The organism is Pseudomonas sp. PDM13, assembly GCF_025685765.1.
In the GTDB taxonomy this organism is placed as follows: domain Bacteria; phylum Pseudomonadota; class Gammaproteobacteria; order Pseudomonadales; family Pseudomonadaceae; genus Metapseudomonas; species Metapseudomonas solani.
The window spans coordinates 17,154-30,536 of record NZ_JAOTQU010000033.1; the positions used below are offsets into that span (position 1 = coordinate 17,154).

General features: G+C 67.9%; 12 protein-coding genes. 2 read left to right on the forward strand and 10 right to left on the reverse strand.

Annotated features, from left to right (window positions below; all coding sequences use genetic code 11):
- Nucleotides 1-82: 82 nt before the first annotated feature.
- The 10 genes from OEJ36_RS26795 to OEJ36_RS26840 all read right to left on the reverse strand — a co-directional run bounded on the left by OEJ36_RS26795 (nucleotide 83) and on the right by OEJ36_RS26840 (nucleotide 11,546).
- On the reverse strand, nucleotides 83-766 hold the full coding sequence (locus OEJ36_RS26795) for an SDR family oxidoreductase (RefSeq protein ID WP_263404098.1): 684 nt from the start codon (nucleotides 764-766) through the stop codon (nucleotides 83-85).
- A 141-nt stretch (nucleotides 767-907) separates the two neighbouring features.
- Complete coding sequence (locus OEJ36_RS26800) at nucleotides 908-1,834, reverse strand: ABC transporter permease (protein ID WP_263404099.1); 927 nt, start codon at nucleotides 1,832-1,834, stop codon at nucleotides 908-910.
- A gap of 61 nt (nucleotides 1,835-1,895) precedes the next feature.
- Nucleotides 1,896-2,999: an ABC transporter permease gene (locus OEJ36_RS26805; protein WP_263404100.1), complete on the reverse strand. Its 1,104-nt coding sequence runs from the start codon at nucleotides 2,997-2,999 to the stop codon at nucleotides 1,896-1,898.
- A gap of 16 nt (nucleotides 3,000-3,015) precedes the next feature.
- On the reverse strand, nucleotides 3,016-4,554 hold the full coding sequence (locus tag OEJ36_RS26810; protein WP_263404101.1) for an ABC transporter ATP-binding protein: 1,539 nt from the start codon (nucleotides 4,552-4,554) through the stop codon (nucleotides 3,016-3,018).
- A 728-nt stretch (nucleotides 4,555-5,282) separates the two neighbouring features.
- Nucleotides 5,283-6,116 carry a nucleoside-binding protein gene (locus OEJ36_RS26815; RefSeq protein WP_263404102.1) on the reverse strand — a complete coding sequence of 278 codons (834 nt, stop codon included), beginning with the start codon at nucleotides 6,114-6,116 and terminating at the stop codon, nucleotides 5,283-5,285.
- Nucleotides 6,117-6,393: 277 nt separating this feature from the next.
- A complete protein-coding gene (locus OEJ36_RS26820; RefSeq protein WP_184489573.1) occupies nucleotides 6,394-7,353 on the reverse strand; it encodes a LysR family transcriptional regulator in 960 nt (319 codons plus the stop codon).
- Nucleotides 7,350-7,949: an IMPACT family protein gene (locus OEJ36_RS26825; RefSeq protein ID WP_263404103.1), complete on the reverse strand. Its 600-nt coding sequence runs from the start codon at nucleotides 7,947-7,949 to the stop codon at nucleotides 7,350-7,352. The genes OEJ36_RS26820 and OEJ36_RS26825 overlap by 4 nt, the downstream gene beginning before the upstream one ends.
- Nucleotides 7,949-8,620 (reverse strand): TetR/AcrR family transcriptional regulator, encoded by a 672-nt coding sequence (locus tag OEJ36_RS26830; protein ID WP_021216784.1) that lies wholly within the window; start codon nucleotides 8,618-8,620, stop codon nucleotides 7,949-7,951. The genes OEJ36_RS26825 and OEJ36_RS26830 overlap by 1 nt, the downstream gene beginning before the upstream one ends.
- Nucleotides 8,621-8,806: 186 nt before the next feature.
- Complete coding sequence (locus tag OEJ36_RS26835) at nucleotides 8,807-10,183, reverse strand: uracil-xanthine permease family protein (protein ID WP_263404104.1); 1,377 nt, start codon at nucleotides 10,181-10,183, stop codon at nucleotides 8,807-8,809.
- A 442-nt stretch (nucleotides 10,184-10,625) separates the two neighbouring features.
- Nucleotides 10,626-11,546 carry a LysR family transcriptional regulator gene (locus OEJ36_RS26840; RefSeq protein WP_263404105.1) on the reverse strand — a complete coding sequence of 307 codons (921 nt, stop codon included), beginning with the start codon at nucleotides 11,544-11,546 and terminating at the stop codon, nucleotides 10,626-10,628.
- 130 nt (nucleotides 11,547-11,676) lie between these two features.
- On the opposite strand from OEJ36_RS26840, the gene OEJ36_RS26845 reads away from it, so the two are divergent.
- Together OEJ36_RS26845 and OEJ36_RS26850 are read left to right on the forward strand one after the other, a co-directional pair.
- Complete coding sequence (locus OEJ36_RS26845) at nucleotides 11,677-13,023, forward strand: aspartate aminotransferase family protein (protein WP_263404106.1); 1,347 nt, start codon at nucleotides 11,677-11,679, stop codon at nucleotides 13,021-13,023.
- Nucleotides 13,023-13,310, forward strand: coding sequence for a cupin domain-containing protein (locus OEJ36_RS26850; protein ID WP_043243760.1), 288 nt, complete (start codon nucleotides 13,023-13,025; stop codon nucleotides 13,308-13,310). Before OEJ36_RS26845 ends, OEJ36_RS26850 begins: the two co-directional genes overlap by 1 nt.
- Nucleotides 13,311-13,383: the final 73 nt, after the last annotated feature.

A 13,383-nucleotide genomic window follows, 5' to 3' on the forward strand; every position in this document is an offset into this window, starting at 1 on the left:
CAGGCCCCTCGCAGCAGGTGTTGCACACCATCCGCGAGCGCGGATGGTGCACGGCGAGCGCTGCCCGCCGCCTGCTGGTGCGTCACCAGGGAATGGTCTGGCCCTGGTAGTCGATGTAGTGATGGCCGCCACGACCGGCGAAGGCCTCGATCTGCTGCACCAGGCCCTGGACGCTGGTGCCGACGTCGATCTCGGCGGACTCGCCGCCCATGTCGGTCTTCACCCAGCCCGGGTGCAGGCTCAGCACCGTGGGCGAAGCGTCGCCCCATTCGGCCACCAGGCTGCGGGTCATGGTATTCAGCGCGGCCTTGCTGGCGCGGTACAGCGACAGGCCGCCGGCGTCGTTGCCGGCCACGCTGCCCAGTATCGAACTCATGAAGGCCAGGGTGCCGCCGGGCAGCAGGTTGTCGCGCAGGCGCTGGGCCAGGCGGATGGGGGCCACGGCGTTGGTGAGGAACAGCTGGGCGATCTCGGCCTCGGTGGCCTGCACGGCGGACTGGTGCACCGGGCCGTAGACACCGGCGTTGACCAGGATGAGGTCGAAGGCGCGGCCGTCCAGCTCACCGGCCAGGGTCTCCAGGCCGGCGACGCTGTCCAGGTCCAGGGTTTTCACCTCGACGCCCTCCAGCGCGGCCAGGTCGCCGGCGCCCTGCGGGTTGCGCACGGTGGCGGTGACCTGCCAGCCGGCGGCCTGCAGCTGCTTGACCAGGCCCAGGCCGATGCCCCGGGAGGCGCCGATGATCAATGCGGTTTGTGTGCTGCTCATGTGCGGTCCTCTGCATGTGAAGACCGGCAAGAGTAGCCGTTTATTGGGTGCGTGTGCCTGGGCTTCCCGGACTGAAGTCCGGGCTACGCTTCGCACGGGCCAACCCTGTAGCCCGGGCTTCAGCCCGGGAGTGATCTCAGGTCAGTGCCCACCCTTCCACGGCTGGCCCAGGGACACGGGGGCGAACAGGCGGGTGCGCACGGCATCGCGGGAGAGCAGCACCAGCACCAGGATGGTCGCCACGTAGGGCAGCATCGCCAGCAGGTTGGCCGGGATGGCCAGGCCGACGCCCTGGGCCACCAGGTGGAGGATGCTGGCCAGGCCGAAGAGGTAGGCGCCGAGCAGCACGCGGAACACCCGCCAGCTGGCGAACACCACCAGGGCGAGGGCGATCCAGCCACGCCCGGCGGTCATGTTCTCCGCCCACATCGGCGTGTACGCCAGGGACAGGTAGGCTCCGGCCATGCCCGCCATGGCCCCGCCGAAGAGCACCGCCAGGGTGCGCACGCGCAGCACCGGCAGGCCCATGGCGCTGGCCGCGTCGGGGTTCTCGCCCACGGCCTGGAGCACCAGGCCGATGCGGCTCTTGAGCAGCGCCCAGGCGATGAGCCCGAACAGCGCGAAGGACAGGTAGACCATCAGGTCCTGGCTGAACAGCATCTTGCCCAGCAGCGGAATGCCGCTGAGCAGCGGGATGGCCACCGGCTCGAAACCGGACAGCGGCTTGCCCACCCAGGCGGCGCCGACGAAGGACGACAGGCCGATGCCGAAGATGGTCAGCGCCAGGCCCGTGGCCACCTGGTTGGCGTTGCAGCCCAGGGCCACCAGGGCGAACAGGGCGGACAGCAGCATGCCGGCGGCCATCGCCAGCAGCACGCCGAGCCACAGGTTGCCGGTGCTGATGGCGGCGATGAAACCCACCACCGCACCGAACAGCATCATCCCTTCCTGGCCGAGGTTGAGCACGCCGCTCTTCTCGCACACCAGCTCGCCCAGGGCGACCAGCAGCAGCGGCGTGCCGCAGCGCACCATGGCGTAGAGGATGTTGGTGATTAGATCGATGTCCATGGAAGGAAGCCTCGAGCGGCAAGCCGCACGCTACAAGTTGAAGAACGGGTGTGGGGGTGACTCATGCGGTGGCACTCTTCTTGGCGCTTGCCACTTGAAGCTTGTAGCTCCACGCGAAGCGTGGCCGATAGAGAATCAACACATCACAGGCGAGGAGGAAGAACAGCATCATTCCCTGGAACAGCTGGGTGATGGATTGCGGCAGGTTGAGAGCCATCTGCGCGTTCTCGCCGCCCAGGTAGAGCAGCGCCATCAGCAGCCCGGCGACGAGGATGCCGAAAGGGTTGAGGCGGCCGAGGAAGGCCACGGTGATGGCCGCGTAGCCGTAGCCCGGCGACACCTGCGGCACCAACTGGCCGATGGGGCCGGTGACCTCGCCGACGCCGGCCAGGCCTGCCAGGCCGCCGCTGACCAGCAGCGCCAGCCACACCAGGCGCTTCTCGCGGAAGCCGACGAAGCCGGCGGCGCGCTTGTCCAGGCCCAGCACCTTGATCTGGAAGCCGAGGAAGCTCTTGTGCAGCAGCACCCACACCGCCACCAGGGCGAACAGGGCGAAGTACAGGCCGATGTGCAGGCGCAGGTCCTCGACCACCGGCGGCAGGCGCGAGGCATCGCCGAACATGGCCGACTCGGGGAAGTTGAAGCCGGCCGGGTCCTTCAGCGGGCCGTGCACCGCATAGAGCAGCAGGTTCAGGGCCACGTAGTTGAGCATGATGGTGGTGAGGATCTCGTTGGCGTTGAAGCGCGTGCGCAACCAGGCCGCTAGGCCACCCCAGGCGGCACCGGCGAGCATGCCGGCGGCCAGCACCAGGGCCAGGGCCCAGCGGCTTTCCCAGTCGATGATGTGCACCGCCACGGCACTGCCGGCCAGGGCGCCCAGCAGCAGCTGGCCTTCGGCGCCGATGTTCCAGATGCGCGCCTGGTAGGCCACCGCCAGGCCCAGGGCGCAGAGCAGGATGGGCAGCGCCTTCACCAGCAGTTCGGAGATGCCGTAGAGGTCGCTGATGGGCGCCACCAGCAGGGCGTGCAGGGTTTCCAGCGGGTCATGGCCGAGGGCGACGAACAGCGCCGAGCCACAGGCCAGGGTCAGCAGGCCGGCCAGCACCGGGGACAGCAGGAGCATCGCGCGCGACTGCTGCGTGCGGGGTTCCAGGGATAGCAACATGAAAGGCTCCGGGCGCTCAGGCGGCTTGGGTCGAATCGAACTGGCCGGCCATCCAGCGGCCGACCTCCTGCGGGCTGGTGGCGACCACGGGCTTGAGCGCCGACAGCTCGCCGCTGCACAGGGCGCCGATGCGGTCGCTGATCTGGAACAGCTCGTCGAGGTCTTCGGAGATCACCAGGATCGCCGCGCCGGCATCGCGCAGGGCGATCAGCGCGCGGTGGATGGCGGCGGCGGCCCCCACGTCCACGCCCCAGGTGGGGTGGGCGGCCACCAGCAGCTTCGGTTGCTGGAGGATCTCGCGGCCGAGGATGAATTTCTGCAGGTTGCCGCCGGAAAGGCTGCGGGCGGCGGTGTGGGCGTCCGGGGTCTTCACCGCGAAGCGCTGGATGATCTCGTTGGCGAAGGCCAGCACCTGGCCGCGGCGGATCATGCCCCGGCTCAGCAGCCCGCGCTGGAAGCCGGTGAGCAGGGCGTTGTCGGCCAGGCTCATGTCCGGCACCGCGCCGTGGCCCAGGCGCTCGGCGGGGACGAAGGCCAGGCCGCGGGCGCGGCGGGCGTCCGGCGGCAACTGGCCCACCGGCTGGCCGGCGAAGCGGATGGCACCGGCCTGGGTGGCGGGCAGGCGGCGCTCGCCGGAGAGCAGGGCGAGCAGCTCGTCCTGGCCATTGCCGGCGACCCCGGCGATGCCGACGATCTCGCCGCTGCGCACATCGAGGCCGAGGTGCTTCAGCGACATACCGAACGGGTCCGGGTTATGCCAGTCGAGCCCCAGCAGACTGAGGAAGGGCGCGCCGCCGCTGGCCTTGGGGTAACTGGCGGCCAGGCCTTCGGCGTCGCCCACCATCAGCCGCGCCAGTTCCAGGTCGCTGCATTCGGCCGGCACGCAGTGGCCGGAGACGCGGCCGCCACGTAGCACCGTGGCGCTCTGGCAGAGGGCGCGCACTTCGCCCAGCTTGTGGCTAATGAACAGGATGCTGCAGCCCTCGGCGGCCAGGCGGCGCAGGGTGACGAACAGCTCGTCGGCCTCCTGCGGGGTGAGCACCGAGGTGGGCTCATCGAGGATCAGCAGGCGGATGTCCTGCATCAGGCAGCGGACGATCTCCACCCGCTGGCGCTCGCCGATGGACAGCGCGTGCACCAGGCGCCCGGGCTCCAAAGCCATGCCGTAGCGCTGGGACACCTCGCGGATGCGCGGCTCCAGTTGTTTGGGTGTGCCGGCCTCGCGCCCAAGGGCCAGGGCGATGTTCTCGGCCACGGTCAGGGTTTCGAACAGGGAGAAGTGCTGGAACACCATGCCGATGCCCAGGGCGCGGGCCTGGGCCGGGTCGCGCACGCGCAGCGCCTCGCCCTGCCAGCGGATCTCGCCGGCATCCGGCTGCACCACGCCGTAGATGATCTTCATCAGCGTGCTCTTGCCGGCGCCGTTCTCGCCCAGCAAGGCGTGGATCTCACCGGGCTCGATGCGCAGGTCGACGCGGTCGTTGGCCAGGCAGCCGGGGTAGCGCTTGGTGATGCCGAGCATCTCCAGGCGCGGTGGGGGAGTGGGGCTGTTCATCGTGGTCTTTCCCGGAAAGAGAGCTGGCCAGACAAAGCAAAAAGCTGGCCACCGGGTCAGGAAGGCCCGCGCGGGCTCGCGTGGCTGGGCGAAGCGGGGGAAACGCGGCCGTCGATGGGCATTGCCGGGGCATTTTCCTGCACGCTTTCGGGGCACCGTGGCTCCCGATGGCGCAGCGGCTATTGGACGAATTTCGACCACCGCCCCGCAGCGCCCGTGGCCACTGGCGCGGAGAAGTTGTTCCCAAGGTTATCCACAGGAATGTCCACGGCCCGTGTGGACAATGGCGGTGCACCGCGCCGGTATCCCGGCGCCCGGGTTTCTGGCAGGTGAAAATAAAGCTAGACCCTTCAGGTGCTTACGCGGTAGACACGGGGCCTCGCGCGCACTGGTCACGAAACGAGCAGCCCCGGCGAAGCGGCGGCCGGCGGCGCCCCGGGCGATTGCTCAAAAGGTTATCCACAGGCTTGTCCACGCTTTATGTGGGTGGTTACAAGGCGGATTCCGGACACTCCCGTAGGTTGGCGCCAAGCGCAGCGCGGCCCAACGTTGTGGGGATAAGGGACGTGGCGGTGTGGACGGCTGAGACACCGCACGGTGGACCGGTGAAGCGGGGTCCACGAAGTCCCGTGCCTCAGGGAAGCCGGTAGCCCGGGCTTCAGCCCGGGAGCAGGGGGCAGTCGTGTCGCGGGGGGAGGGCCCGGCACCGAGTGGCGCCGGGCGGCGGGTCAGAAGCTGAATTCCATGTTCAGGGTCGGGGTGGAGGTGCGGCTGCCACGGCCGCCGTCGACGCCGAACTTGTTGTGCCAGTACTCGTAGCCAACGCCGAACCAGAGGTTGGGCTTGATGTTCTTGCCCGGGCGCGCGGCGACCATCAGCGAGGTGCGCATCAGCGTCTCGGCGGCGGTGTCTTTGTTGTTGTAGTCCTCGCCCTTCTCGCCCACGTGGTTGATGTAGCCCTGGAACTTGGCGGCGTGGTCGCCGATCTGGAAGGGGCGCAGCCAGGTGAGGTTGAGGTTGTAGGTGCCGTCGAAGGTCATCTCTTCGTGGCGCGCGCCGGGGATGCCGGTCTGGTTGCGCTCGCGGTAGTAGAGCAGGCTCAGGTCGAGCACGCCGACGGTGTTGAACTTGAGGGTCGGCCCGAACACGATGGCGCGCTTGTTGGAGGAGGCGCGGTTGTTGTTGCGGTTGACGTCGAAGCCGGCGGTGAAGGCGTAGTCCTTGATCAGGCCGTCGCCCTGTTTCTGGTCGAACACCCGCGAAGCGAACAGCTGGTGGCGGTACACCGCGTAGACCTCGCTGCCACCGTGGTCGGTGCCCTTGCGCGGGTCGCGGTTGTCGGAGAGGAAGACGTCGAGGTTGAAGAAGTTGCTGCCGTACTGGTACCCGCTGGCGTGGGTGAAGCTGTAGATGCGCTTGGCGAACTTGTTCGGGTTGTTCGGGTTGGTGAACTGCTGGCCGTAGCGGAAGCCGACGCTGTTGTTCATCCATTCCAGTGCGGCCGCTTCGCCGGCCGAGAAGAGGGCGAGAGCGACCGTGGCTCCCTGCAGTGCTTTTTTCATTGTTATGGCTCCTGTTCCTGGGGTCTCGATGCCTTGGCTCGGGCACCGAGGGGCGCAGTATCAGCACATCCGGATTGATCACCAAAGAACAGAATGTAGAGCATCCCGATGCCGATTCGGCATCACGTTATTGACTCAAAAGTCAGTATTTTCAGGGCTTTAGCGGGATTGTGTACAAACCGCAAAAGCCGATGGCTCTAGCGCGCGGGCTGCAGCCGGGCGCCCCGTCGAGAGGCCCGATGGGGAGGGTCATGAAAAAGATAGTCGGGAATGCGGCCTACGGCCGGTTGCCGGGCGCACTGCGGGGTGGTGGCCGCTCTTCGCGCTCACGCAGGGTGATTTCCTCGGTCAGCTGGCGTGCCAGCGCATCCACCGCCACGGGCAGGTAGCGGCCGCCGCGCACGTAGAGGCCGAGGTCGTTGAAGATGCCGCCGTTGTCGGTCAGCGGCAGGTGCACCAGGTCGCCGGCCTCGAGGTCGGCCTCGATGCCGATGCGGGTCTGGAAGGCCACGCCCATGCCGCGTTTCACCAGTTGCCGGGCCAGCTCCACCGAGCTGCTTTCCAGCGCCGGCTTGCCGGGCAGGTTGAGGCGTTTCTGCAGCGGGCCGAGCAGGTGGTGGATGGACAGTTCCTGCTTGGCCAGGATCAGCCCGTGCTCGGCGCAGGTGGCGAAGCTCACCTCGTGCAGCGAGGCCAGCGCATGCCCGCGCGGCACGATGGCGCCGAGGCGGAAGTGGCCGACGCTGAGCTGTTGCAGCTCGGCGCTGCGGGGCAGGAAGAAGGCCAGGCCGAGGTCGGCGGCGCCACTCAGCACCGCCTCGGGGATGGCCTGGGAGCCCATGGCGGTGACGCCGATGGTGACCCGTGGGTAGCGCTCATGCATGGCCTTGAGCACCCGGGGCAGCAGGTCGATGGTCACCCCTTCGACGGTGGCGATCTCCACGTGGCCGGTGCGCAGGCCCTGCATGGCATCCAGCTCCGAGCGCACCCGCTCGACGTCCTGCAGCACCACGGTGACGTGGCGGGTGAGGATCTCCCCGGCCGGGGTCAGGCGCAGGCCGGCGGGCAGGCGGTCGAACAGCGGCGCGCCGATCTCGTCCTCCAGCTTGAGGATCTGCCGGTTCACCGCCGAGGAGGCGACGTTGAGCCGGCGCGCCGCCTCGCGGATGGAGTTGCAGCGGCGCACCATGTCGAAATAGTGGATGGCCGGCGAGTGGATGCGCAGCTTGCCGGTCATGGCGTGTCGTCCTCGATGGCGGCGAGCTGGCTGCGCCCACGGCTGATGTCGCCGAGCAGGCGTTGCAGCGGTTCCCGCTGTGCCTCCGGCAGGGCCAGTTGCAGCCAGGCGCCTTCGGCGTCGTAGTCCTCGCCTTCGAGCTGCACTTGAAAGTCGGCCAGGCGTGCCTTGAACAGTGCCAGTTCGGCGAAGGCCAGGTGGCAGCGGAAGTGCGACAGGCGCAGCAATGGCAGGCGCTCGCCGCCTTGCAGGCACTTGGCGGCGCTGCCGCCGTAGGCGCGGGCGAGGCCGCCGGTGCCGAGCTGGATGCCGCCGTACCAGCGGATCACCAGCACCGCGACCTGGTCCATGTCCTGGCCCTCGATGGCCGCGAGCATGGGGCGCCCGGCGGTGCCGCCGGGTTCGCCGTCGTCGCTGAAGCGATACTGCGCGCCCACCTTCCAGGCCCAGCAGTTGTGCGAGGCGGCGGGGTCGCTGGCGCCGGCGATGAAGGCCTGCGCCTCGGCCGCGCTGGTGACCGGCGCGGCGAGGGCGATGAAGCGGCTCTTGCGGATTTCCTCGCGGTATTCGCAGGGCGCGGCAAGGGTGAAGGGCATCAGCTGGCGGGTGTCGGCGGGGTCAGGCCGCAGCCCTTGAGGATGATGTGGGTGAGGCTCTGCGCGGCCACTTCGAAGTCGTCCTTGGTCAGGCGCTTGCGGCCGCTGACGCGGCAGATCTGCGAGCCGAAGTCGGCGTAGTGCTGGGTGCTGCCCCAGAGCAGGAAGATCAGGTGCGTCGGGTCGATCGGGTCCAGCTTGCCGGCGGCGATCCAGGCTTCGAACACCCCCGCGCGGCCCTTGAACCAGTCGCGGTAGTCCTGATCGAAATACTTTTCCAGGCAGGCGCCGCCGCTGATCACTTCCATGGCGAAGATCTTCGAGGCCAGGGGGAAGCGCCGCGAGAACTCCAGCTTGGCGCGGATGTAGCGGGCCAGCGCCTCGGCGGGGTCGTCGTCCACGGTCAGGGTGTTGAAGGTGCTGTCCCACAGTTCGAGGATGTTGCTCAGCACCGCCACGTACAGCCCCAGCTTGTTGCTGAAGTAGTAGTGCAGGTTGGCCTTGGGCAGCCCGGCACGCACGGCGATGGTGTTCATGCTGGTGCCTTTGAAACCGTGCTTGGCGAACTCCTCCTCGGCAGCGGCGAGGATGGTCTCTTCGTTCTTCTGGCGGATGCGGCCGGCAGGCTTGCCGGTGGAGCTGGGGCTATGGGCGGGGACCAGGACAGTCATAGGTCATCCAGAGGGGTCAGGAAGCGGGCGAATGCACTGATAACCCAAGCGCGGGGCGGTCGACAAGCCAAAACTGTTGCGGCGGTCAGGTTATCCACAGGTTTTGTCGGGCCTGCACCATGATGGGTCGGTTTTTTCGTGCCGTGCACCGCGCCAGGCATCGCCCCGGGCCTGGCGCGGCGTGGTTCAGGCGCGCTCGGCGACACCGTCCGTCCGGTTGGCGCGTTTCTCTTCCGGCAGCACCAGGCTCAGGATGATGGCGGTGATGCCGCCGCAGGTGATGGCCGAGTCGAACAGGTTCTGCACCAGTTGCGGCATCTGGTGCAGCAGGGTCGGTTGCGCGGCGATGCCCAGGCCGACGCCGAAGGAACCGGCGATCACCAGCAGGCTGCGGCGGTCCAGCGGCGCCTGGGCGAGGATGCGGATGCCCGCCGCCGCCACGCTGCCGAACATCACCAGGGTGGCGCCGCCCAGCACCGGCTTGGGTATCTGCTGCAGCACCGCGCCGATCAGCGGGAACAGGCCGAGCACGAACAGCACGGCGCCGATGTACAGGCCGACATGGCGGCTGGCGACGCCGGTGAGCTGAATCACCCCATTGTTCTGGGCGAAGGTGGTGTTGGGGAAGGCGCTGAAGGTGGCCGCCAGCATGCAGCTGACGCCATCGCCCAGCACCCCGCCCTTGAGCCGCGCCTCGTATTCCGGGCCCTTGAACGGTTTGCGCGAGATCATGCAGTTGGCGGTCAGGTCGCCCACGGTCTCGATGGTGCTGATGAGGTAGATCAGCGCCACCGGGATGAAGGCCGTCCAGTCGAAGCTGAAGCCGAACCTGAAGGGCACCGGCACGCTCACCAGGGGTAGGTCGGGCAGCGCCTGGGGCACCAGCTTGCCGCTGAAGAAGGCGGCCACGCTGCCCACGGCCAGGCCGATGAGGATGGACGACAGGCGCACCCAGGGGTTGCTTGAGCGGTTCAGCAGGATGATGGTCGCCAGCACCAGGCCGCCCAGGGCCAGGTTGCCCGGCGCGCCGAAGTCCGGGGCCTTGAAGCCGCCGCCGATATCGGTGATGCCGACCTTGATCAGGCTGACGCCGATCAGGGTGATGACGATGCCGGTGACCAGCGGGGTGATGACCCGGCGCAGGTGGCCGATAAAGCGGCTGAGCACGATCTGCACGAAGGCGCCGAAGAAGCACACGCCGAAGATCATCGCCAGGATGTCTTCCGGGCTGCCGCCGCGGCTCTTCACCAGGAAGCCCGCCGACAGCACCGCACCGAGGAAGGCGAAGCTGGTGCCCTGCAGGCAGATCATCCCCGCGCCGATGCCGAATGGGCGCCGCGCCTGGAGGAAGGTGCCGACGCCGGACACCATCAGCGCCATGCTGATCAGGTAGGGCAGGTGCGCCCCCAGCCCCAGCGCGCCACCGATCACCAGCGGCGGGGTGATGATGCCGACGAAGCTGGCCAGCACATGCTGCAGTGCGGCGCAGAACGCCAGCAGCGGTTTCGGCTTGTCGTCCAGGCCGTAGATGAGTTCGGAGTTGCGTTCTTCTTCAGCGTGCATGCTGGCCTCGGCAGGTTGGGGCGGCGAACCAGAGCGGCTCGCCGGGGCAGATGCCGGGCTATTGCAAAAAATTGACCAGGTGCGCAGGTTTTTCCACTTTCCACCCTGCAAGGCCCAGGGTTGGCGGGCGCTACGGAATAGGCGCGTCGGCTGCGCTGGGGATGACCGAAGGGTTTCTCCTGCACCAAATCGGTGTCGCCCGCTTCATTGCTGGGCGTGGCGTACACAGGTTCAAGGCCTTGCCCGGCGCATGCGGTTTCGTAGGGTGGACCCCGCTTCACCGGTCCACCGAGCGGCGCTGCGGCTGCACTCGGGTGTTCGGCTCCGCTGGTGGACATAAAGAGCGATGTCCACCCTACGGTCTATGGCTCGGCCCGCGCGGAATCGTAGGGTGGACCCCGCTTCACCGGTCCACCAGGCGGTGTTGCAGGTGAACACGTCTTCAGCCCGTCGCAGCCAATGCCTCCAGGAAACTCTCCAGCACCAGGTGCGGGCGGCGGCCCTTGCGGGTCACGGTGGCGAGGCTGAGGTCGTAGAAGCGCTTGCTCGGCTTGAGCGCGCGCAGGCGGCCCTGCTGCACCCAGAAGGTGGCGTAGTGGTCCGGCAGGTAGCCGATGTAGCGCCCGGTGAGAATAAGGAAGGCCATGCCTTCGCGGTCGGAGGCGCTCGCGGTGCAATGCAGCGCCTGGTAGTGGGCCTGGATATCGGCCGGCAGGCGGAAGGTGGGGGCGATGGCCTCCTGTTCGTTCAGGCGCGCATCGCTGAGCTGGGCGTCGTCGGCGTAGAACAGCGGGTGGCCCACGGCGCAGTACAGCAGCGAGCGCTCGTCATACAGGGGCTGGTACTCCAGCCCCGACAGCGCCACCGTCTGTGGCACCACGCCCACGTGCACGCGGCCGTCGAGCACGCCTTGTTCCACCTCGCTGGGCGGGGTCATGCGGATGTTGATCACCACGTCCGGCCCGCGCTCCTTGAGGCGCGCCAGGGCATGGGTGATGCGCATGTGCGGCAGGGTCACGAGGTTGTCGGTGAGGCCGATGTTCAGCTCGCCGCGCAGGTGCAGGTGCAGGCCGTTGACCTCGGTGCGGAAGCTCTCCAGGGCGCTGAGCAGCTGCAGCGAGGAGTGGTACACCTCGCGGCCTTCCTCGGTCAGGGCGAAGCCGGCGCGGCCACGCTGGCACAGGCGCAGGCCGAGGCGCTGCTCCAGGTCGCTCATCTGCTGGCTGATGGCCGAGCGGCCGATGCCCAGTACGCTCTCGGCGGCGGAGAAGCCACCGCACTCGACTACGCTGCGGAAGATGCGCAGCAGGCGGATATCGAAGTCGCTGACCTGGGCCAGGGCTTCCGGGCGACGGGTGCTCATCAGTTTAGTGGTCCGTGATCTGAAGATATGAAAAGTTGAATTTTCATGACTTTATGCCCGTGGCAATGTCGACTGCAAGAACCACCGGGTTCTCCCCCACAACCCACGCCCCATCGCGAGGCAGACAAGAATGAACATGCCGCAGACCTCCACCCCCTCCCTGGCCAGCCAGCTGAAGCTGGACGCCCACTGGATGCCGTTCTCCGCCAACCGCAACTTCCAGCGTGACCCGCGTCTGATCGTGGCCGCCGAAGGCAGCTGGCTGATTGATGACCAGGGCCGTCGCATCTACGACAGCCTGTCGGGCCTGTGGACCTGCGGCGCCGGTCACTCGCGCAAGGAAATCCAGGAGGCCGTGGCCAAGCAGCTCGGCACCCTCGACTATTCCCCGGGCTTCCAGTACGGCCACCCGCTGTCGTTCAAGCTGGCCGAGAAGATCGTCGAGATGATGCCCGGCGAGCTGAACCACGTGTTCTTCACCGGCTCGGGCTCCGAGTGCGCCGACACCGCCGTGAAGATGGCCCGCGCCTACTGGCGCCTGAAAGGCCAGGCCACCAAGACCAAGCTGATCGGCCGCGCCCGTGGCTACCACGGCGTGAACATCGCCGGCACCAGCCTTGGCGGCATCAACGGCAACCGCAAGATGTACGGCCAACTGATGGACGTCGACCACCTCCCGCACACCCTGCAACCGGGCCTGGCCTTCACCAAGGGCATGGCCGAGACCGGCGGCGTGGAGCTGGCCAACGAGCTGCTGAAGCTGATCGAACTGCATGACGCGTCGAACATCGCCGCCGTGATCGTCGAGCCCATGGCCGGCTCCGCTGGCGCCCTGGTGCCGCCGGTGGGCTACCTGCAGCGCCTGCGCGAAATCTGCGACGCCAACAACATCCTGCTGATCTTCGACGAAGTCATCACCGCCTTCGGCCGCATGGGCAAGAACACCGGCGCCGAGTTCTTCGGCGTGACCCCGGACATCATGAACGTGGCCAAGCAGATCACCAACGGCGCCATCCCCATGGGCGCAGTGATCGCCAGCCGCGAGATCTACCAGACCTTCATGAACCAGGCGACGCCCGAATACGCCGTCGAGTTCACCCACGGCTACACCTACTCCGCCCACCCGGTCGCCTGCGCCGCCGGCCTCGCCGCCCTGGAGCTGCTGGAGAAGGAAAACCTCATCCAGCAGGCCGCCGACCTGGCCCCGCACTTCGAGAGGGCCATCCACGGCCTGAAGGGTGCCAAGCACGTGGTCGACATCCGCAACTGCGGCCTCGCCGGTGCCCTGCAACTGGCCCCCCGTGACGGCGACGCCATCGTCCGCCCGTTCGAGGCCGGCATGGCCCTGTGGAAGGCTGGCTTCTACGTTCGCTTCGGTGGCGACACCCTGCAGTTCGGGCCGACCTTCAACGCCAAGCCGGAAGAACTCGACCGCGTATTCGACGCCGTCGGCCAGGCCCTGCAAGGCATCAACTGATGAGTGCACGCCCCCAGGCCGTGCCCACCGTGCAGGTGGACAACGCCGAAGTCATCGTCACCGAGTGGCGCTTCGCCCCCGGTGCCGAGACCGGTCGCCACCTGCACGGCCACGATTACGTGGTGGTGCCCATGACCGGCGGCACCCTGCTGCTGGAAACCCCGGAGGGCGAGAAACGCGCGCCCCTGGTGGCCGGGCAGAGCTACTTCCGCAAGGCCGGCGTCGAGCACAATGTGATCAACGCCAGCGACCACGAAATCGTCTTCATCGAAACCGAAATCAAATGACGTCCCCCCTCTCCCCGTGAGGAGAGGGCGGGTGCGCAGCCGCTGCCCGCGCCCAGGACCACCCCGACAAAGC

Coding starts and splice junctions, on each gene's coding strand:
- OEJ36_RS26810 (WP_263404101.1), bottom strand. CDS start 4,554: ATGAACAGCCCCACTCCCCCACCGCGCCTGGAGATGCTCGGCATCACC.
- OEJ36_RS26840 (WP_263404105.1), bottom strand. CDS start 11,546: ATGAGCACCCGTCGCCCGGAAGCCCTGGCCCAGGTCAGCGACTTCGAT.
- OEJ36_RS26850 (WP_043243760.1), top strand. CDS start 13,023: ATGAGTGCACGCCCCCAGGCCGTGCCCACCGTGCAGGTGGACAACGCC.
- OEJ36_RS26805 (WP_263404100.1), bottom strand. CDS start 2,999: ATGTTGCTATCCCTGGAACCCCGCACGCAGCAGTCGCGCGCGATGCTC.
- OEJ36_RS26800 (WP_263404099.1), bottom strand. CDS start 1,834: ATGGACATCGATCTAATCACCAACATCCTCTACGCCATGGTGCGCTGC.
- OEJ36_RS26795 (WP_263404098.1), bottom strand. CDS start 766: ATGAGCAGCACACAAACCGCATTGATCATCGGCGCCTCCCGGGGCATC.
- OEJ36_RS26815 (WP_263404102.1), bottom strand. CDS start 6,116: ATGAAAAAAGCACTGCAGGGAGCCACGGTCGCTCTCGCCCTCTTCTCG.
- OEJ36_RS26820 (WP_184489573.1), bottom strand. CDS start 7,353: ATGACCGGCAAGCTGCGCATCCACTCGCCGGCCATCCACTATTTCGAC.
- OEJ36_RS26825 (WP_263404103.1), bottom strand. CDS start 7,949: ATGCCCTTCACCCTTGCCGCGCCCTGCGAATACCGCGAGGAAATCCGC.
- OEJ36_RS26830 (WP_021216784.1), bottom strand. CDS start 8,620: ATGACTGTCCTGGTCCCCGCCCATAGCCCCAGCTCCACCGGCAAGCCT.
- OEJ36_RS26835 (WP_263404104.1), bottom strand. CDS start 10,183: ATGCACGCTGAAGAAGAACGCAACTCCGAACTCATCTACGGCCTGGAC.
- OEJ36_RS26845 (WP_263404106.1), top strand. CDS start 11,677: ATGAACATGCCGCAGACCTCCACCCCCTCCCTGGCCAGCCAGCTGAAG.